At 69.7% G+C, this 19,296-nt stretch carries 20 protein-coding genes; 12 read left to right on the forward strand and 8 right to left on the reverse strand.

All coding sequences use genetic code 11. From position 1 onward, the window contains the following. Nucleotides 1-2: 2 nt before the first annotated feature. Both AC4HOU_RS19880 and AC4HOU_RS19885 read right to left on the reverse strand, forming a co-directional pair. Nucleotides 3-1,145 carry a T6SS phospholipase effector Tle1-like catalytic domain-containing protein gene (locus tag AC4HOU_RS19880; RefSeq protein ID WP_195021047.1) on the reverse strand — a complete coding sequence of 381 codons (1,143 nt, stop codon included), beginning with the start codon at nt 1,143-1,145 and terminating at the stop codon, nt 3-5. A 145-nt stretch (nt 1,146-1,290) separates the two neighbouring features. Next, entirely contained in the window at nt 1,291-2,238 is a 948-nt protein-coding gene (locus AC4HOU_RS19885) for a cupin domain-containing protein (protein ID WP_195021048.1), read from the reverse strand. A gap of 192 nt (nt 2,239-2,430) precedes the next feature. Here AC4HOU_RS19885 and AC4HOU_RS19890 point away from each other — a divergent pair, with 192 nt between their 5' ends. The 4 genes from AC4HOU_RS19890 (at nt 2,431) to AC4HOU_RS19905 (ending at nt 5,066) form a co-directional block, all read left to right on the forward strand. Continuing rightward, entirely contained in the window at nt 2,431-2,988 is a 558-nt protein-coding gene (locus AC4HOU_RS19890; RefSeq protein WP_195021049.1) for a TetR/AcrR family transcriptional regulator, read from the forward strand. Between the two features lie 560 nt (nt 2,989-3,548). After that, nucleotides 3,549-4,052 carry a hypothetical protein gene (locus tag AC4HOU_RS19895; RefSeq protein WP_195021050.1) on the forward strand — a complete coding sequence of 168 codons (504 nt, stop codon included), beginning with the start codon at nt 3,549-3,551 and terminating at the stop codon, nt 4,050-4,052. A 40-nt stretch (nt 4,053-4,092) separates the two neighbouring features. After that, nucleotides 4,093-4,608 carry a DoxX family membrane protein gene (locus AC4HOU_RS19900; protein ID WP_195021051.1) on the forward strand — a complete coding sequence of 172 codons (516 nt, stop codon included), beginning with the start codon at nt 4,093-4,095 and terminating at the stop codon, nt 4,606-4,608. Then, nucleotides 4,605-5,066, forward strand: a complete 462-nt coding sequence (locus tag AC4HOU_RS19905; RefSeq protein WP_195021052.1) for a pyridoxamine 5'-phosphate oxidase family protein — start codon at nt 4,605-4,607, stop codon at nt 5,064-5,066. The genes AC4HOU_RS19900 and AC4HOU_RS19905 overlap by 4 nt, the downstream gene beginning before the upstream one ends. A 130-nt stretch (nt 5,067-5,196) precedes the next feature. On the opposite strand, the gene AC4HOU_RS19910 is transcribed toward AC4HOU_RS19905, so the two are convergent. Both AC4HOU_RS19910 and AC4HOU_RS19915 read right to left on the reverse strand, forming a co-directional pair. Further along, on the reverse strand, nt 5,197-5,616 hold the full coding sequence (locus AC4HOU_RS19910) for a hypothetical protein (RefSeq protein ID WP_194989820.1): 420 nt from the start codon (nt 5,614-5,616) through the stop codon (nt 5,197-5,199). A gap of 34 nt (nt 5,617-5,650) precedes the next feature. Continuing rightward, nucleotides 5,651-6,007: a nuclear transport factor 2 family protein gene (locus AC4HOU_RS19915; RefSeq protein ID WP_195021053.1), complete on the reverse strand. Its 357-nt coding sequence runs from the start codon at nt 6,005-6,007 to the stop codon at nt 5,651-5,653. Nucleotides 6,008-6,328: 321 nt separating this feature from the next. Here AC4HOU_RS19915 and AC4HOU_RS19920 point away from each other — a divergent pair, with 321 nt between their 5' ends. Further along, complete coding sequence (locus tag AC4HOU_RS19920) at nt 6,329-6,799, forward strand: hypothetical protein (RefSeq protein ID WP_195021054.1); 471 nt, start codon at nt 6,329-6,331, stop codon at nt 6,797-6,799. Between the two features lie 127 nt (nt 6,800-6,926). Here the strand turns inward: AC4HOU_RS19920 and abc-f are convergent, their stop codons facing one another. Next, nucleotides 6,927-8,534: a ribosomal protection-like ABC-F family protein gene (gene abc-f, locus AC4HOU_RS19925; RefSeq protein WP_194989818.1), complete on the reverse strand. Its 1,608-nt coding sequence runs from the start codon at nt 8,532-8,534 to the stop codon at nt 6,927-6,929. Nucleotides 8,535-8,692: 158 nt separating this feature from the next. Between abc-f and AC4HOU_RS19930 the strand changes: the two genes are divergently transcribed. Beyond that, a complete protein-coding gene (locus AC4HOU_RS19930) occupies nt 8,693-9,358 on the forward strand; it encodes a TetR/AcrR family transcriptional regulator (protein WP_195021055.1) in 666 nt (221 codons plus the stop codon). Between the two features lie 174 nt (nt 9,359-9,532). Here the strand turns inward: AC4HOU_RS19930 and AC4HOU_RS19935 are convergent, their stop codons facing one another. Next, a complete protein-coding gene (locus AC4HOU_RS19935) occupies nt 9,533-10,015 on the reverse strand; it encodes a carboxymuconolactone decarboxylase family protein (protein WP_195007291.1) in 483 nt (160 codons plus the stop codon). 166 nt (nt 10,016-10,181) lie between these two features. On the opposite strand from AC4HOU_RS19935, the gene AC4HOU_RS19940 reads away from it, so the two are divergent. Both AC4HOU_RS19940 and AC4HOU_RS19945 read left to right on the forward strand, forming a co-directional pair. Next, a complete protein-coding gene (locus tag AC4HOU_RS19940) occupies nt 10,182-11,084 on the forward strand; it encodes an RNA polymerase sigma-70 factor (protein WP_195021056.1) in 903 nt (300 codons plus the stop codon). Between the two features lie 97 nt (nt 11,085-11,181). Then, the gene (locus tag AC4HOU_RS19945) at nt 11,182-13,896 is read left to right on the forward strand and encodes a LuxR family transcriptional regulator (protein WP_195021057.1); all 2,715 of its coding nucleotides are present in this window, start codon (nt 11,182-11,184) and stop codon (nt 13,894-13,896) included. A 9-nt stretch (nt 13,897-13,905) separates the two neighbouring features. Here the strand turns inward: AC4HOU_RS19945 and AC4HOU_RS19950 are convergent, their stop codons facing one another. Then, nucleotides 13,906-14,139: a hypothetical protein gene (locus AC4HOU_RS19950; protein ID WP_163815771.1), complete on the reverse strand. Its 234-nt coding sequence runs from the start codon at nt 14,137-14,139 to the stop codon at nt 13,906-13,908. Nucleotides 14,140-14,269: 130 nt separating this feature from the next. Here AC4HOU_RS19950 and AC4HOU_RS19955 point away from each other — a divergent pair, with 130 nt between their 5' ends. Both AC4HOU_RS19955 and ilvA read left to right on the forward strand, forming a co-directional pair. Continuing rightward, nucleotides 14,270-14,704, forward strand: coding sequence for a nitroreductase family deazaflavin-dependent oxidoreductase (locus AC4HOU_RS19955; protein ID WP_195021058.1), 435 nt, complete (start codon nt 14,270-14,272; stop codon nt 14,702-14,704). A gap of 65 nt (nt 14,705-14,769) precedes the next feature. Next, complete coding sequence (ilvA, locus tag AC4HOU_RS19960; RefSeq protein ID WP_195007289.1) at nt 14,770-16,122, forward strand: threonine ammonia-lyase IlvA; 1,353 nt, start codon at nt 14,770-14,772, stop codon at nt 16,120-16,122. Nucleotides 16,123-16,164: 42 nt separating this feature from the next. Here ilvA and treZ read toward each other — a convergent pair whose 3' ends face one another. After that, on the reverse strand, nt 16,165-17,904 hold the full coding sequence (treZ, locus tag AC4HOU_RS19965; protein WP_195021059.1) for a malto-oligosyltrehalose trehalohydrolase: 1,740 nt from the start codon (nt 17,902-17,904) through the stop codon (nt 16,165-16,167). A gap of 84 nt (nt 17,905-17,988) precedes the next feature. Here treZ and AC4HOU_RS19970 point away from each other — a divergent pair, with 84 nt between their 5' ends. Further along, the gene (locus tag AC4HOU_RS19970; RefSeq protein WP_163815779.1) at nt 17,989-18,603 is read left to right on the forward strand and encodes a class I SAM-dependent methyltransferase; all 615 of its coding nucleotides are present in this window, start codon (nt 17,989-17,991) and stop codon (nt 18,601-18,603) included. Nucleotides 18,604-18,678: 75 nt separating this feature from the next. Next, complete coding sequence (locus tag AC4HOU_RS19975; RefSeq protein ID WP_195007287.1) at nt 18,679-19,251, forward strand: TetR/AcrR family transcriptional regulator; 573 nt, start codon at nt 18,679-18,681, stop codon at nt 19,249-19,251. Nucleotides 19,252-19,296 lie beyond the last annotated feature (45 nt).

Genomic DNA, 19,296 nt, shown 5'->3' on the forward strand with positions numbered 1-19,296 from the left:
GCTCAGGCGCCCAGTTTCGCCGTCACCGGGACGGTCTTCTCGATGAGTTCCTCGGGGAACATTCCGCCCAGCTCCTCGCGCCAGCGGCGCAGGTTGGCGGGGCGGTACTCGTCGTTCTGGGTGCAGGAGGCCAAACGGATGCCGATGTCCTCGGCGACGCCGAGTTTGCGCCAGGAATCCCAGTGGAACCGCGGACTGCGCGGATTCCGCAGCGCCCGCGCCAGATTCAGGACCCGGTAACCGATGCCGAGCGAGTCGTGCCTGCGCATGTGGTCGGCGCCCGCGGTGCAACGCTCGGACAGCGCGTCGAGGCGCTCGCGGTCGAACACCAGCCCCACCGATTCGGCTTCGGCCACCATCCACCGCAACGTGATATCCGACAGCCCGCATTCGGCGTAACCGCCACCGATATCGCTGTGCACGCCCTCGAACCACACCTGCTTCACCCGCTGGAAACCCCTGCGGTACTTCACATTCGGCTCCACCGGGACCTCCCACAGGCAGGGCTCGAAGTTGCGGCGCCGCTCGTCGATGGCCAGGGCCTGGCGCGCGCAGTGCACCGCGGGACCGAGGCGCACGTCGTGGAATTTGTGCCGCAGCGACGTCAGCCCCGGCACCCCCAGCGCGCCGACAGTGTCGAAGACGCCGAGGAAATCGATCTTGGCCGGACCGGGGTGGCAGTTCTCGCTCCGGAACTTCTCCCACTCGGCGGGTGTCTCACCGTCCGCCGGTACCGGCTGCTTGTGGATCTTCAACGCCTCCGGGTACATGCCGTCGATCATCGCTTCCGGCGTCATGATCCCGATCCGCCCGATGAGACCCGCCAAACTGCGCGCGGTGAAGGCGCCGCGGCTGAAACCGAAGATGAAGATCTGATCCCCTGGCTCCCAGTTCAACGCCAGATGCCAGTAGGCCGCCGATAGATTCGCCTCCAGTCCGAGGCCGAACGCCCCGCCCATCAGGCGGTCGGCCAGGAAGCCCTGGGTGCCGGGCCCCGGTACGTAGGTGACCCACTGGGCGACCGGCCGCCCCTGCTCGTCGGGCGCCTCGATCCGGATGGTCTGCGCGATCTTGATGATGTTGGATACCGTCGTGCTCGACTCGGCCTTCCAGGTGCCGTCGCAGCACACCACAAGTCGTTTCATATCCAGATCCTCCCGCCGCGCCCGCTCCGGGACCCGCGTACTCGACTACCCGAATATTCGTTCCCGCCCCCGGGGCCGTTAATGAGCGATTACTCGTGCCACCGTAACGACCCGCGGGTTCGCCGCGCCAGACCTCGACGCGTCGTCAGTTCTCGTCGTAGACGACGTGATAGCGGCGGGTGTAGCGGTTGAGCGCCGCCGGATCGAAACGGCCGCCCGAGGTGACCTCGGTGCGATGTTCGATGATCGCCTCGACCACGCACTCCCAACCGCCGGGTGAGGAGATCTGGACGACGCGCGGGGGCGGGTTCGAGCCAGGACGAAGCGCGTGCGGCACACCATGCGGCAACAGGACCACCTGGCCTGGACCCGCGACCTGGATACGGTCGTCGAATTCGACTTCGAGGAGACCGTCCAGCACATAGATGCACTCATCGGCGACGTGGTGCGTGTGCCGCGGAATCGGTTGGGCAACCGTGACTTCCAGTGCCGAGAACAGTCCGTCGGTGTCCTCGGTACGTGCCTTCACACTGAAGGCCGGGGGAATCGGGATACGGCCGGGCCGGGCTTCCCCCTTGCCGAGCAGGTAGAAACGATCGGGGTCGCCCCACTCCTTCGGGTCGTCGTGGCCCAGGTGGTAGCGCATGCCGAAGGGCTTGCCGATCTCGTTGGCCTCGACCCAGTCACGATCGGCGGTCCAGTCACCACTCTGCCGCGCCTCGGCCACCGCCTCCAGGTAGCGCTCCCAACCGGACGGCGCGGACAGCTGCAACGCGTGTACCGGAGTGTCCGCTCCGCCGAGGTTGCGCATCGCGTGGGTGATGCCGCGCGGAACCAGGAAGCACATTCCGCTGGTGAAGCGGTGGGTGTTACCGCGGTAGTCCAGCCCGAGCTCGCCGTCGATGACATAGACGAACTCGTCGAAGTTGTCGTGCACATGGGCGGGAATGTCGCCGTTGCCGCGGTTCTCCATCAGGGTGAACCGGCCCTCGGTGTCGTCGGTGCCCGCCTTGACGGTCGTCCACGGCGGCAGCGGGACTCGGGTGGGCCGTGAGGCGCCGGCCTCGAGCAGATAGAAGCGATCCTTGGACATCACAATCCTCTCCCGAACCGGATTCGGATTCCGGTTCCGATTACCGACCATCGCAGAGCCCGCGGCCGCTGTCAATCCCCGGGGCACGCCCCCCCCGGCCGCCCGCCGGGTGTCGATCAGGTAACCGGATCGCGACCATGGAGTACGCTGCCGAATCGGAATCCACTTCCGTCGACCGAAAGCCTCCACCTCATGTCGAATCCACCCCGCCGCCTGCGCGCTGATGCCGGACGTAATCGAGCTCGCGTGCTCGAGGCCGCGACCGCGCTCTTCGCCGAGCGCGGGGACGAGGTCCAGATGTCGGAGGTCGCCGGCGCCGCGGGCGTGGGCGTCGGAACGATCTATCGCCACTTCCCCACGCGGCAGGCGCTCATGGAGGCCATCGCCGAACAGCGCTTCATCCAGATTCTGGACTCCGCCCGGACCAAACGGCCGGAATTCGCCACCGGCATCGAGGCGGTGCGATGGCTGCTGTCACATGTCGGCCAGGTACACGAAGGGGGGCGCACCCTCTCGAGGATGATCGAGTCGACGCTCGGCAGCGTCGCCCCTCAGGGCCCCGTCGAAGCCGAACTCTTCGAGTTCGCTTCATCGATTCTCGAGCAGGGCAGATCCGACGGATCCCTGCGCCCTGATGTCACCTCCGACGACCTCTACATGATCATCGGTTCGCTCGCAACCGTGGTGCGCGCCGATCTCGGCGACTGGCATCGGTTCATCGACATCGTCCTCGATGGCCTGAAGCCCTGAGACTTTCGGCATTCCAGCACGCGGGCGTCGCGTCGGCCACACATTCCGCTCACCCGGCGAGGGATTCGATGAGGTATCGGCCGACATCGCCGAGGACTTCCTCCGTGCGCGCCGCAGCACCGGTCGCCAACTCGGTCATAGCCGACATCGCCGCACACTGAGCCTGGCCACCGCACTGATCCTTCGAGCTCCGCGCACGGTCACCGCGTCGGTCATCGGCACGGGTGCCGTCATCGCGGCCGCCGGTATGGCGTGGTGGCTCAGCCATCCGGTCGACCAGAGCCGCCCGGGGGCACCGGAATGCCTACCGGGTAACGCGATCTACAACGTCATACACGGCTCCACCTGCTGACGGGCACCCCGGGGCATGGCCGCCGTCGGCGTGCCATGCCCCGAGACGAGCCCCCAGGCCGCCATCGGCGGCCATCAGGGCGGCGATCGCACCCAGAAGTTTCCTTGACAAGCGCGATATCTCCTCCTGTACCGTATCGGAATGTGAATCCGCTTCCGAATAGGGCGTGTGTGGACTCGGCCGCCCGGCGCAGGAGGTATGACATCTCATGAGCACAACGCTTCTGGCGACGCATGTGACCGCAGCGCTACTGCTGGCGGTGCTGCTCGGTGTGCAGTGCGGCGAGCTGGGCCGGCTGCGGCGCGCGTCGACGACTCGGGCACCGAGGCGAGTGCTGATCTCGATCGGCGCGATCCTGCCGGTTACCGTGTTCGTCGCGGGAACCGGTGGCCGGCTGTTGAATTCGGGATCACACGTCGGCGCGTGGGCCGCCGCCGGCATGGTCTCCAGCACACTCATCTTCCTCACCTCCCTGAACGCACTGCGAGTGCTGGGGCGGCGGAAGACGGCCTCGGTCGCCATCGGCGCCGCTGCCGCGGTGACGATCGCCGCATCACAGTGGGGCACACCGGCATTCACCCTGGCCGGCGCCTACCTCATGGCCGCTCGCCCCACAGACCTGATCCCGGTGTTCGCACCGATCGCGCTGGCGGTCGCGGTCACCGTGGTGATGTGCGTGCGGGCCACGGCGGGTCGCGTCGCGGCGGCCTGACGAATCGAATCATCGACACATCGAGCAGTGAGGAATTCAGATGACACCCACACACACCACCGAGGCGTCGTCGGAGGACGTCGTCCGACTCAAATACTGGTCAGCGGCAACAATTTTCGCGCGACTCGCGCTCGGCGTGGGCTTCCTGTCCGCGGTCGGCGACCGGTTCGGACTGTGGGGTGAACCGGGTACCGGCAATGTCGCCTGGGGCGAATTCGAGGCGTTCACCGCCTACGTCGACGATCTGGCGCCGTATATGCCCGAACTGCTGGTCGACATCACCGCCTGGACCTCGACTGCCGCCGAAGCGGTGCTCGGCGTCGCACTGCTGCTCGGGGTCGCGATGCGGTGGACGGCCGCGGCGACGCTGGTGACCCTGCTCGCGTTCGGCGGATCCATGTTCTTCTTCTCGGGCCCCGAATCACCGTTGAACGCCTCGGTGTTCAGCGCGGCCGCCGCCGCGGCGCTGCTTGCGCTGTCGCCGGAACGCGCGCACGTACTCAGCGTCGATCATCGCCGCCGCGGCCCTTCCGCTCGCGCAGGAGTCGAGCGATGACATACATCGACGAGGACATGCGCCGCGTTGTCGACCGGGCCAAGCTGGCTTTCGTCGCGACCGTGCGGCCCGATCATTCGCCGAACATCTCGCCGAAGGGGTCGGTGCGCGTCTACGACGACCAGCACCTGGTGTTCATGGACATCGCCTCACCCGGCACCGTGGGGAATCTGGCGCAGAACCCGGGTATCGAGATCGCGGTGGTGGACTTCATCGCCCGCCGGGGATACCGATTCACCGGCCTCGCGGAATTTCGCGATCCCGGCACCCCCGAGTACCTGTGGCTCCAGTCCTGGCTGCTGGACCGAAACGGGCCCGGCTACCCCGCGCATCGCGTCATCTTCGTCCGGGTCGAGGAGATAGCGCCGATCAATTCGCCCGCATACGAGTTCGGAAACGCCACCGAGCAGCAACTGTCGGCGCAGTGGCGCACGATCTACACCGAAGCCGGCCACTGAACGAGGACGAGACCGCGCCGTGTCCCGGTAGCACCCGTGCGGTGCCGGTCCCGTTATCGAACTACGACGAATCCGGTCGGGAGATCCCGACCGGATTCGTCGATGTTCTTGTGCCGAGCAGCTTTCCGAATCACCGCGCGCGGCGCAGGCCCAGGTATTGCATGGCCGCGAAGGCGCCGACGACGATGGCCTGGAGGACGGCCCATACGGTGCCGATCGCGTTCACGTCGAGTACGCCGGCGATCAGGGCCGCCAGGCTCACCACCACCCAGGCGGCGTTACCGGTGATCACCGCGCGCACGGCGACGGGGTTGATGTTCGCCGGGAGGCCCACGAGGGCGACGCCGATGCCGTAGAGGGTGAGGAAGATGCCGATGGGGATACCGACAGCGGTGTCCAGGCCGAGCAAGGATTCGATCGGGCCGGACAGCGCGAGGTAGGCCAGGCCGTTGGCGGCGGTCACCACCGCGTCGAGGCGCAGCGAGAACCGCAGCAGGGCGGGGCCGGGAGCGAGCAGGGTGGACACGTAGCCGGGGGCGGTGGTGGTCATGATGACTCCTGGAGGTTTCGGAAGGTGGTCGAGGTCAGGCGGCGGTGGGGACCTTGTCGAGGAAGCCGTAGACGCCGGCGATGCGGCCGTCGGCGATGATCGCGACGTCGAACCCGACGATGACGGCGGGCCCGTCGACGGGGCCGAGTTCCCAGGCGAAGCGCACCTGATCGTGGTGGCCGTCGACGGGGCCGGCCGGACGGAACACCCAGCCGGGGAACTGTGCCTGCACGCCGGCGATGGCGGCGCACAGCTGCGCATGGCCGGCGACCGACACCAGCGGGTCGACGTAGGTGGCGTCGGGGGTGAAGACGCGCTCGACGGCGGCCACGCGGGCCTGCTCGTCTGTGGTGTTCCAGGCTTCCAGGTACTGCGCGACGAGAGTGTTCATCGAGTCCTCCATAACGTTGTGATCTGCGGTTTCTCCGCTCGATCCGGTGCTGAGAACTACGTTATGGGCGGGCAGGGGGTCGCCGAATCAGTCACCTATAAGTACTTTTCCGACGGCATTACCTATGGGCGTGGTCAACCGCTCGTGCGTCGGCACGACACTCTCCACCCGGCGTCACCGCGGGGCGACCCACCCGGCTCCACGACGTCGGCAGGCCGGTGACCCGCCACCGACGAGCCGGTGAGTCGCGGTGCCCCGGGCACGGTAGTGTTCGCTGCCGAGACCGGCGCGTGGACCGCTGGCTGAAAGAGGGGGATCCCAGTGGATTTCGGCACGAACGACGACTCGGCGACCGAGTACGAGCCGTACCCCACGGGCGCGAACAGCGCGCCGGGCGCCTGGCAGGCGCCGCATGACGCTGCGCCGCAGCAATGTCCGGTCGCCATGCCCGCGCCGGTGCGAGCGGCTCAGATCATCTCCTGGGTGTTCGGTGCGGTGGGCGCCGGGCTGATTGCGGTGGCGGTGGCCGCCGACAACTGGGAGCTGGTCGGCGCGCTCATCGGGGGTTATCTGCCCGCCGTCTTTCTCGTGATCCTGGCGTTCGGTTTCGGGGTGAACGGGAACGGCGTGCGGGTATCCGCGATCGTCGCCGCCTGCCTCGGCATGTTGCTCGGTCTCGGCGCGGTGACACAGGGACTTCCGCCCGGCCTCCTCGGCGTCGGCATGTGCCTGGCGATTGTGATCCTGCTGTCGCAGCGCAGCGCGGCGGACTGGTTCCAGCGGCCGCAGTGAGTTCGCGTGCACATCCCCGCTCCGGGGAAACCCGCTCTCCGAGGATGTCCGCTTAGCAGGCTGCGACCTCCGAGGTCGGCGAAGCGCAGCCGTGCTCGCGCCGCCATTGCCCGGCGCTCGGCCGTGCTCATACGACCGCAGGCACGGCACCCAGCTCGAGGTGTGCGCCGCGCCAGCGCTGACGCAGCCGCCGGTCATGGCTGACGATCACCAGCGCGCCGGGATAGTCGGCGAGCGCCGCCTCCAATTCCTCGACGAGCCCGGGTGAGAGGTGGTTGGTGGGCTCGTCGAGCAGCAGCGCGTCGGTCGGCTCGCTCACCAGGCGGGCCAGCGCGAGGCGTTGGCGTTGCCCGGTGGACAGTTCGGCGACGCGGGCGGTGAGCTGGGCACGGTCGAACAGGCCGAGCGAGAGCAACCGTTCCGCCTGCCGATCCGGTGCGCCGCGGCCGCGGGCGAACGCCGCGAGCAGGGTCTCCCCCGGCCTCGGCGCCGGTGGTTGCTGGGCGAGGTAGCCGATTCGGCCGCGCCGCACGACCGTGCCCGCATCCGGGGCGCGTTCACCGGCGAGTACCCGCAGCAGAGTGGATTTGCCCGCGCCGTTGGGGCCGGTGATCAGTAGCCGGTCACCGGCGGCGAGGGTCAGGCCGGTCCGGCCGAGGCGGCCCTCGACCAGGACGTCGGTGGCCGCGAGCACCGCGCCGCGGACCGCACCGCCCCGCACGCTCGGCGTGAAGCGCAGCGGTTGCGGGGGCGGCGGCACCGGGTCGTCGAGCAGACGCCGCAGCCGCTCCTCGGCATTGCGGACGCGGCTCGCCAGCGACTGCTGGACGCGGCCGCCCGCCCGGTCGTAGGCCATCTTGTTGTTGTCGCGCATCACCCGTCCCGGCGCGACCCGACGCGCGGTGGTCGCGGCGGCCTCCCGCTGCCGGGCGACGTCGCTCTGCCATTGCGCGTAGGACTGCTCCCAGCGCTGCCGGGCCGCCGTCTTCGCGGCGAGGAAACCGCGGTAGCCGTTGCCGTGGCGCACCACCCGGCGGCGGTCGGCGTCGACCTCGAGCAAGCCGGTCGCGACCCGATCCAGGAAAACCCGGTCATGGGAGACCGCCACGGTGGTGCCGCGGCGGGTGCGCAGGTGATCCTCGAGCCAGGTGAGGGCGTCGTCGTCGAGATGGTTGGTCGGCTCGTCGAGCAGCAGCACCTCCGGTGCCGCGGCCAGCAGGGCGGCCAGGCGCAGACGCACCTGTTCGCCGCCGGAGAGGCCGCCGACGGCACGCGAGCGCGACACCAGCCCGAGACCGAGGCCGTGCAACGCCTGTTCGAGGCGGGCGTCGGCGTCGTAGCCGCCGCGCAGTTCGAAGACGGTCATCAGCTCGCCGTATTCGGTCATCGCGGCGTCGTCGCCGGTGGCCATGGCGGATTCGAGCCCGCGCATGCGGTGCTCGATGGCACGCAGTTCGCTCATGGCACGGTCGACGACCTGCTGGACCGTCAGGTGTGGTGGCAGCTGCTCATCTTGGGCGAGATAGCCGACGTCACCGTCGGAGTGGACGACGATCTCACCCCGGTCGGGGCGCTCGACCCCGGCGAACAGGCGCAGCAGGGTGGATTTGCCCGACCCGTTCTCGCCGATGATGCCGGTGCGCTCACCCGCGCCGAGCGAGCAGCTGATCTCGTCGAGAACGACGCGCCCGTGGAAGGACTTGGTGACCGCCAGCGCGGTGATCTGAGTTGGCATGCACACACTCCGAAGCATTCGAGGTCGAGGCGGCCGTGACGGACCGCTGGGACGGGTGAACACTTCGAATGAGCATCGGCAAGTACCTCACTAGTGCGACAACTGTCGTAATAGGATGACAGCCCAGACCCGTTCCGTCAAGCATCGGATGACCGACGATGAATTCCGCACCGGACAACGATCCGCCCACCAGCACTCCCCGGCCCCGGCCCGGCGGCCGGACCGCCCGTATCCGCACCCAGGTCCTCGAGGCCGTGCACGCCGAGCTGACCGAACACGGCTATGACGCGATCACCATCGACACCGTCGCCGCCCGCGCCGGGGTCCATCGCGCGACGGTGTACCGGCGCTGGCGCGATGTGGGCGGCTTGATCGCCGATGTGTTCGCCGCCGCGGCCGATATCGACTGGCAGCCCCGCGACACCGGCTCGCTACGCGGGGATCTCGCCGCGCTCAACGAGGAGATCCAGGCGTCGCTGACCGAACAGCCCTCGATCGCCGGCGCGCTGATCGCGGTGTCGTTTCGGTCGGAGGAAGCGGCCCGCGCGCTGCGACAACTGTGGGAGCAGCGCTACGGGCAGTCGGAGATCGTCGTCGAACGGGCGGTGGCGCGCGGGGAGATTCCCGCCGGGACCGATGCGCGGGAGCTGCTGATCGCGGCGACGGCGCCGCTGTACCACCTGTTGGTGCTGATGCGGACACCGGCCGATCCGGGGCTGGCCGAGCGGGTCGCGGACAGTGCGGCGCGCGCGGCGGCGGCCGGGGCTTTCGTCGCGCCGGAGGCGAGCGGCCGTGCCGGCGACGATAGGTCGATCCGGCCCTGACCTCCTGTTGCGCGCTGCACTTCGCGTCCGGTCGCAGTGCAGTGCTCGGCTGCCTCGTCGTGCGAGGTGTCGACGGGGCTCGAGGCGAGCGGTCGGCGTCTGGGGCCATCGGCGCGCGCCTATCCCGGGGCTCAACCGGGCCGACCGCGCCCGACGACCCGGCTCGTCGCGCCCTCAGCTCGCGGCGGCGAATGCGCCCGCCTCGTAGGAACCGCCCTTGGTGCGGGTGATGACCAGCAATCGGTTGGCGGCGTTGATCATGGCGACCAGATACACCATGGCGGCGATCTGATCGTCGTCGAAGTGCTCGCGCACCTGGGCCCAGGTCTGGTCGGACACGCCGTGATTCGCGTCGGCGAGGCGGGTGCCCTCCTCGGCGAAGGCCAGCGCGGCGCGTTCGGCGTCGGTGAACACGGTGGATTCGCGCCAGGCGGCGACCAGGTTGATCCGGACCGCGGGTTCACCGGCGGCGGCCAGCTCCTTGGCGTGCGCGTCGACGCAGTAGCCGCAGCCGTTGATCTGGCTGGCTCGCAACTCCACCAGTTCGATCAGGGATTTCGGCAGCGTCGAGCCCATGATCGCCATGCTGGTGTTGGCGAAACGCTTGCCGATCTTGGCGCCGAGTTCGTTGGCGTTCAGGTCGAAACGGGGTTCCATGGTGTGGTCCTCACTGGTGTCACTGGATGGGAACGACCATGAGACGAACGCTCCCGGATCGGCGTAACGGCGCGAACGAGTGAGGTGCGCCACTACCGCATGGTGTTACGCGACGGCCACGTCCGGCGTCTTGTGGGTGACAACCGAGGAGAACAGGAGCACAGCAATGGCCGCAGCGAACACCCACCACACGGCGGACCCGGCCACCGCGGCGTTCGTCGCGCATCGCGATCTGCTGTTCACCGTCGCCTACGAAATGCTGGGCTCGGCCGCCGACGCCGAAGACGTCCTCCAGGAGACCTGGCTGCGGTGGGCGGGCGTCGACCTCGGCGCGGTGCGCGATCAGCGGGCCTACCTGGTGCGCATCACCACCCGGCAATCGCTGGACCGGCTGCGCACGCTCGGACGGCGCAAGGAGTCCTACGTCGGCCCGTGGCTACCGGAGCCGCTGTTGACCACACCGGACGTGGCCGAGGACGTGGCGCTGGCCGAGAGTGTCTCCATGGCGATGCTGCTGGTGCTGGAGACCCTGGCACCGATCGAACGGGCGGTGTTCGTGCTGCGCGAGGTGTTCGATCTGAGTTACGAGGAGATCGGCGAGGCCGTGGACCGCAGCCCCACGGCCGTGCGCCAGCTCGCCTATCGGGCGCGGGCGCATGTCGCGGCTCGCCGGCCGCGCGGAGCAGTGTCCGACACCGAGACCCGCGGGGCGCTGGCGGCGTTTCAGCACGCGGTCGAGACCGGCGAATTACAGGGCCTGCTCGACATTCTCGCGCCGGAGGTGGTGTTCCTCGGCGACGGCGGCGGGATCGCGCGTGCCGCATCGGCGCCCATCGTGGGAGCCGAGGCGGTGGCCGGACTGCTGGCGGCCGGGCTGGGCAATCTCGCCGCGCGGTCGATGGAGGCGGCGCGGATCAACGGGTATCCGGCGCTGATCCTGCGGCTGGACGGCGAGATCGACACCGTCATCGCGGTGCGCATCGACGACGGGCTGATCACCGGGCTGTACTCGGTGCGTAATCCGGAGAAGCTGTCACGGGTGCAGCAAGAAGTGAGCTTGCGGCGCTGAGGTCCAGCGCGGGACGGCGACGGGCACGTGCGCCGCGCCGCCGAACGGTGAACCCGACTGCGGGCACCGGCGCGACGAGGGACGCTACCGTTGCCCCATGCTGCATGGACGCGAAGCCGAACAAGCCGAGATCGACCGGCTGCTCGATGCGGCGCGGGCCGGGCGCAGCGGGGCACTCGTGTTGCGCGGGGAGGCCGGTATCGGGAAGACAGCGCTGCTGGATTATGCGGCGGCGCAAGGTATTCCGGCGGCGCGCAGCGCGGGCATCGAGTCCGAGGCGGAGCTGCCGTTCGCGGGACTGCACATGCTGGTGCGGCCGGGTATGGCGTTGGTGGACCGGCTGCCCGAGCAGCAGCGCGACGCACTGCGCGGTGCGTTCGGGCTGGCGCCGCGCGACCCGGGCGATCGGATGCTGATCGGTCTGGCCGTGCTGACGCTGCTGGCCGAGGAATCCGCGGACGGACCGCTGCTGTGCCTGATCGATGACGCGCACTGGCTCGACCGTGCCACCGCCGAGGCGCTGTTGTTCGCCGCGCGCAGGCTCGACGCCGAGGGTGTGGTGATGCTGTTCGCCACCCGCGCAGGCGCTTCCGACTTTCCGGCGCCGGGCCTTCCAGAACTCCGGTTGACCGGTTTGCGGCAGGAGGACGCCGCCGCCCTGATCGACAGCACCGCACCCGACCTCGCGCCGGTGCTGCGCTACCGGCTGCTCACCGAGGCCGCGGGAAATCCGCTGGCATTGCTGGAATTGCCCGCACTGCTGGCGGCCGAAGCGCCAGGGGCAGGCCCGAATCCACTGCCGATCACCGACCGGCTGCGGATGGCGTTTCACGGCCAGATCAGCGGGCTGCCGCCAGCCACGTCGACGTTACTGCTGGTGGCGGCCGCCGCGCACACGGCGGAGCTGGCGATGGTGCTGCGGGCGGCCGAAACACTTGGCGCCCGGGTCGGTGATCTGCGGCCGGCCGAGGATGCCGGGCTCGTGCACAGCGACGGGAGCACTCTCGTGTTCCGGCATCCGCTGCTGCGCTCGGCGGTGTACCAGGGCGCGGGACTGAGCCGGCGACTGGAAGCCCATCGCGCGCTCGCCGACGTGTCGACCGCGCCGCAGGATGCCGACCTGCGCGCCTGGCATCTGGCCGCCGCCACGACCGGACCGGAGGAATCCACAGCGGCCGCATTGGAGGCGACCGCCGAACGGGCCCGCGTACGCAGCGGCCACCACGGCGCGGTCGCGGCCTACGAGCGCGCCGCGGATCTGAGTACCGACGCCGAAGCGCGAGTACGCAGGCTGCTGCTCGCCTCCGAAACCGCCGTGGAGGCCGGGCACTTCGACCGGGCCCGGCTACTGGCCGAACGCGCCGCGGCACATGGCTGCGACGAATCGGTGACCGCGCGACTCGACTCGGTGCGCGGCGCCGCCGAATTCGGTGCCGGTCGCCCACGGACCGCACACGAGTTGCTGTCGCGGGCCGCCGACGCCACCGCCGATCCGTCACGGGCCGCACGCATTCTGGCTCAGGCCGTGCACGCCGCCTGGTACGTCGGGGCCGAGGAACTCGCCGAGGTCGCCGGGCGAGTGCGCGCCCTGAGGTTGCCCGCGGCCGACCCGATGGCGCCGATCATCGACTATCTGCTCGCCGCCCTCCTCGACGCCCCGCGGGGATCGGCCCTGCCCTCGACGACCCCGCGAACCGATCTGCGTACCGCGGCGGCGGCCGCGGTACGCAATGGCGCCGACAGCCCGCGCGATCTGGTGCAGATGTGCGGCGCAGGCCTGGTCGTCGGCGCGGATGAGCAAGTGGGTGAACTCGCCAGGACGCTGCTGGCACAGTGCCGCGAACAAGGCCGGATCGCGCTGCTGCCACCGCTGCTGTTCTTCCGCGCCGAAGCCGAACTGTTCCTCGGCAGGCCACGGGAATCACGGATCGCGGCGGCCGAAGGGCTGCGGATCGCCGAGGACATCGGCAATGGCCACTGGGTCAGCCAGCTGTGCGGGTTTCTCGCCTACCTCGGCGCACTCGAAGGTGCCGAGCGCGAATGTGCCGAACTGGTCGGCACAGCCCTGGCCGACGAGCTGGGCGGCCCGGAGGCGGCGGGCGCGACCTGGACGCACGCCGCGCTCGGCCTGCTCGATCTGGGTTTCGGCCGGGTGGACGGTGCGTTGTCGCGGCTGACGGCGCTCACCGTCGAACCGGCGCGTCATCAGGTGATCGGGCTGCGGGTGCTGGCGGATCTGGTGGAGGCGGCGGTGCGCGCCGATGCGGCACAGCAGGCGGCCGACGCCCGCGACAGGCTGACGGCGTGGGCGCAGGCCACCGGCGCCGGCTGGATCGGCGCACTCGACCACCGGGCCCGCGCACTCACCACACCGGATGCGACCGCCGAACACCACTTCCGCGCCGCGCTCGCACCCGTCGGCCACCCCTTCGACACCGCACGCACGCAACTGCTGTTCGGCGAGTGGCTGCGCCGCGACAAACGCAAGACCGAGGCGCGCACCCTGCTCGAATCCGCCGCCGAGACCTTCGATCGGCTCGGGTTCGCGCCATGGGCGCAGCGGGCACACACCGAACTCGCCGCGCTCGGCGTCGGTGCGTCGAGCCGGCCCGCACACGGGCTCGCGGCGAGTTTGACACCGCAGGAACTGCAGATCGTGCGGTTGGCCGCGCAGGGCATGTCGAATCGGGAGATCGCCGCGCAGCTGGTGCTCAGCCCGCGCACCGTCGGCCATCACCTCTACAAGGCGTATCCGAAGCTCGGGGTGGTGTCACGCGGGCAGTTGGCCGGACTGCCGCTGGGGCCGGAGTGAACCGAGCGGCTAGCGCGCTCGGATCAGCCCGGCGATCCACACCAGGCTGCCCACCGCGGCGGCGGCGAGTACCGCGACCTGCGCGGAGCCGACGATCAGGGCGAGCGCCAGCAGCGTCGCCAGACCCGCGGCGAGCGCTTCCAGCTTGTAGACCGGCCAAGCGCTACCCGCGAGGTCGATCGCGGCCGGGCGGGCCGGTAGGGGACGGCTCGCGGCGCGAAGTTCGGGGTAGGACGCGGTCATGTCTTCAGGGTATACCGGACAGCAAAGTTAGGGCCAGCGAACTTTTTGTCGCGGGCGCCACAGCCGCCGGTTGCCGGGGCCTTTCGAGGGCGCGGGAACAACGGCACGGTCCCGAACTGTTTCCGCAGTCATGCCACTTACAGGGGAATACGCACCGAGCACCTCCGACTGGGCCCGCAAGCAGACCGAGACCTACGAGAACTCCGGCGGCGAGAAGGGCACCACGCTCAACGGCGTGCCCGTCGTGCTGCTCACCACCCGCGGCGCGAAAACCGGCAAGCTGCGCAAGACGCCGTTGATGCGGGTCGAGCACGACGGCGAGTACGCGGTCGTCGCCTCGCTGGGCGGGGCGCCCAAACATCCGGTCTGGTACTACAACATCAAGGCCGATCCGCACGTCGAACTGCGCGACGGGACGGTGACCAAGGATTACACCGCCCGCGAGGTCGTCGGCGCGGAGAAGACGCTGTGGTGGGAGCGCGCGGTCGCGGTCTGGCCCGACTACGCCGAATACCAGAAGAAAACCACCCGCGAGATCCCGGTCTTCGTCCTGACCCCGCGCTGATCGTTTCGCACACTCGCCGACCACCCGCCGCAGCAGCCGCCCGCGGCGGGTGGCACGATATTCGGGTGTCGGATCCGGTCGATGTCCTCGCAGAACTGCCCACCCGTCCGCCGTTGAACGCGGACGAGATCGACGCGGCCGCGAAGCGAATCGCCGACATCATCGAGCCGACCCCGCTGCAACTGTGCCCGCGGTTGTCCCAGCTCACCGGCGCGCAGGTGTACCTCAAGCGCGAAGACCTCACCGTGGTGCGCTCCTACAAACTGCGCGGCGCCTACAACCTGGTGGTCCAGCTCAGCGCGAGCGAACGCGCCGCGGGCGTGGTCACCGCCAGCGCGGGCAACCATGCGCAGGGCGTGGCCTTCGCCTGTAAGGCCATGGGCATCGTCGGCCGCATCTACGTGCCGACCACCACGCCGAAGCAGAAGCGCGACCGCATCCGCACCCACGGCGGTGAGTTCGTGGAATTGATCGCGGTCGGCGAGACCTACGATGCCGCCGCGGCGGCCGCCGCCGCCGATGTGGCGCGCACCGGCGCGACGATGGTGCCGCCCTTCGACGACACGCGCACCGCCGCCGGGCAGGGCACCATCGCCGCGGAGATCCTGGAACAGCTCGGCCGCACCCCGGACCTGGTGGTCGTTCCGGTGGGTGGCGGCGGCTGCCTCGCCGGCATCGGCACCTACCTGCGTGAGCGGTCTCCGCAGACCGCGATCCTCGGCGTCGAACCGGCGGGCGCGGCCTCGATGACGGCGGCGCTGGTGGCCGGTGGCCCGGTGACCCTGCCCGAGATCGACCCGTTCGTCGACGGCGCGGCGGTGCGCCGGATCGGCGATGTGCCGTACGCGGCGGTGTCCGGCTTCGGCGGCCGGGTGGTCACGCACGGTTCGCTGCCGTTGCTGGTGGCGACGGAGTCACCGTCGGGGGCGGGGTCGTTCCGGATGATGCAGGTCGACGAGGGCGCCATCTGCACCGCCATGCTGGACCTGTACCAGAACGAGGGCATCATCGCCGAACCCGCGGGCGCGCTCGCGGTGACCGCGCTGGCCGGGCTCGAGATCGCACCGGGGTCGACTGTGGTGTGCCTGGTGTCCGGCGGCAACAACGACGTCTCCCGCTACGGCGAGGTGATCGAACGGTCCCTGGTGCATCAGGGGCTCAAGCATTACTTCCTGGTGGACTTCCCGCAGGAGCCGGGCGCGCTGCGCCGCTTCCTCGACGAGGTTCTCGGACCCGACGACGACATCACCCTGTTCGAATACGTCAAACGCAACAACCGCGAGACCGGGGCGGCGCTGGTGGGTATCGAACTCGGCGCGCCGGAGGAGCTGGAATCGTTGCTGGCGCGGATCGAGGCCTCGCCGATTCAGTGCGAGCGGCTGGAGCCGGACTCACCGGCCTACCGGTACCTGACCTGAGCTGCCGCGCGCGATCCGAGCGCCGCCGGATCCTGCGCTGGTTCAGCGATCCGGAGCACTGCGGCTCGTGTCGAGGACCACGAAGGAATGGCCGCTCAGTCCCGTCATGCCCGCACGCCGGGCCGGTGTGCCCCAGCTGAGCAGTACGGCTCCGGCCGCGGGCACCGTCACCTGGTCGGCGGACAGATTGCACGCCAGGGCCAGCGCGCCGCGGCGGATGACGATCCAGCCGGCGTCCTCGTCGTAGTCGATAGCGCCGTCGCACGCCCACCCGTCGGTGATCTCCGGACGGCTGCGGCGCAGGACGATCAGCGCGCGATAGCAGTCGAGCAGCCGGGCGTGGGTGGGCATGCCGAGTTCGGTCCAGTCCAGCGTCGAGCGTGCGAAGGTCGCCGGATCCTGCGGATCCGGGACGTCGTCGGTGGACCAGCCGTGTTCGGCGAACTCGGCCCGCCGCCCGGCGGCGGTGGCCGCGCCGACCTCGGGATCGGTGTGCGAGGTGAAGAACTGGAACGGCGTGCTCGCACCCCACTCCTCCCCCATGAACAGCATCGGCGTGTACGGCGAGAACAGCACCAGCGCCGCCTTCACCGCGAGCTGACCGTCGGACAGGTAGGCGCCGGGACGGTCGCCGAGCGCGCGGTTGCCGATCTGATCGTGGGTGCAGGTGTAGGCCAGTAGCGCCGAGGCGGGCAGCGCGGCACGGTCCAGCGGGCGGCCGTGGGTGCGGCCGCGGAAGGTGGAATACGTTGCGGCATGGAAGAACCCGTGCGCCCAGGTCCGCGCCAGGCACGCCAGGGAACCGAAATCGACGTAGTAGCCCTGCCGTTCACCCGAGACGGCGGCGTGGATGGCGTGGTGCAGGTCGTCGTTCCACTGCCCGGCCAGGCCGTGACCGCCCGCCGCGCGCGGGGTGATCAGTCGTGGATCGTTGAGGTCGCTCTCGGCGATCAAGGTCAGCGGACGGCCCAGGTATGCGGCCAGGCGCTCGGTTTCGGCGGCCAGTTGGGTGAGCAGGTGGGTGGCGGTGGTGTCGGCCAGCGCGTGCACCGCGTCCAGGCGCAGGGCGTCGATGTGGAAGTCGCGGAACCAGCGCAACGCGTTGTCGATGAGGTAGCGACGCACCTCGTCCGATCCCTGGCCGTCCAGATTCAGCCGCTGCCCCCAGGTGTTGCGCTGCTCGGTCAGATAGGGGCCGAAGCGCGGCAGGTAATTGCCCACCGGGCCGAGATGGTTGTAGACCACATCCAGTGCCACGGCCAGACCGCGCGCGTGGCAGGCCCGCACGAAGCGGCGCAGCCCGTCCGGCCCGCCGTACGGCTCGTGCACCGCGTACCAGAGCACTCCGTCGTAGCCCCAGTTGCGCGGACCGTCGAAGGCATTGACCGGCATCAGCTCCACCACGGTCACCCCGAGGCGCACCAGATGATCGAGACGTTCGATCGCGGCATCGAAGGTGCCCGCGGCCGTGAAGGTGCCGATGTGCAGTTCGTAGAACACCGCGCCGGCGAGCGGCCTGCCGGTCCAGTCGGTGTCTCGGGCCTCGGGGTCCATGCGGTGCAGTGCCGAGCGGGCGTGGACACCCTCGGGCTGACGCGGTGAGCGCGGATCGGGCAGCACGACCGGGTCGTCGTCGAGCAGGTAGCCGTAGCGGGCGGCCGGTGCGGCGGCCACATCCGCGCGCCACCAGCCGCCGGGCGCGCGCGTCATCGGATGGACGACGTCGTCGACGTCCAGGCGCACCAGCTCCGGCGTCGGCGCCCACACCTCGAACACGGTCACCGCGCCAGCATCGCACGGCCCGCCGCCCCGGGCAGCCCGGCGCGGCACTGGTGTGCCGGTGTGGTTGCTGACACAGTGGAGGCCGTGGGTATCTACAACGATCAGGTCGTCCCCCGGCTCGTCGAGGTCGCGTGCGGCATCAAGGCCAATGACAAGCTGCGCGCGCAGGTGTGTGGCGGGCTGTCCGGCCGGGTGGTCGAGATCGGGTTCGGATCGGGTCTGAACGTGCCGTTCTATCCGCAGGCGGTGCGGTCGGTGAGCGCGGTGGAACCGGCCGACCTCGGCTGGAAACTCGCCGGGAAACGCGTCGCCGCGGCGACGGTGCCGATCGAACGCGCCGGGTTGGACGGCCAGTCACTGCCCTTCGCCGACAACAGTTTCGACGCGGCGGTCTCCACCTGGACCATGTGCACCATCCCTGATATCGACGCCGCACTCGCAGAAGTGCGCCGGGTGCTGGTGCCCGGCGGCACGCTGCATTTCGTCGAGCACGGGCTCGCACCGGACGCGAAGGTGCAGGCCTGGCAGCACCGGCTCAATCCGATCCAGAACGCGGTCGCCGGTGGCTGCAATCTGAACCGCGATATCCGCGGGCTGATCGAGCGCGCCGGGTTCGAGATCCGCGATGTCGACGTCTTCTACGGCGGGTGGCCGAAGTTCATGGTGGCGCAGACGATCGGGGTCGCGGTCTCGCCCTAGCGCACCGGGCACCGTCTGTACCGCTGCCGCCCGCAACATTTGTATTGATCGGTCCAAAACTGCTACGGTTGTCCCATGGCGCGACCACGAGGCTTCGACGAGGACGCGGCGGTCGACGCGGCGATGCGCGCGTTCTGGTCCGCGGGGTACGAGGCCACCTCCACCCAGGATCTCTGCGCGGCGACCGGGCTGGGCCGCAGCAGCATCTACAACACCTTCACCAGCAAGCACGACCTGTTCGAGCGCGCGCTCGACCGCTATATGGCAGTCAAGAACGCCGCCACCGAGCAGGTACTCGACGCCGACACCCCGGCGCTGGAGAAGCTGCGAACCCTGCTGTGGATCGTCGTCGACGCCCCCGACGACGATCCGATCGGCTGTCTGGTGGTGAATTCGACCGTCGAGCTCGGCCCCCGCGACGCGGAGGTGGCCGCGAAACTTCGCGCCGATCAACGGTATCGGCTCGAGCTGCTCACCGCCGTCATCGAACGCGGGCAACGCGACGGTGAGATCGGCCGCGACAAGGACGCCCGCACCCTCGCCCTGTTCGTGATCGCCACCATCGGCGGGCTCCAGGTGGCGGCGCGCGGCGGCGCCGATCGAGCCGAACGCGCGGCCATCGCCACCACCGCGCTCGACGCCCTGTAACCCACATCCCAGCGGCTTTCGAGCCGACCTTTGCGCTGCCCACAT

It is taken from the genome of Nocardia sp. JCM 38205 (genome assembly GCF_058222935.1).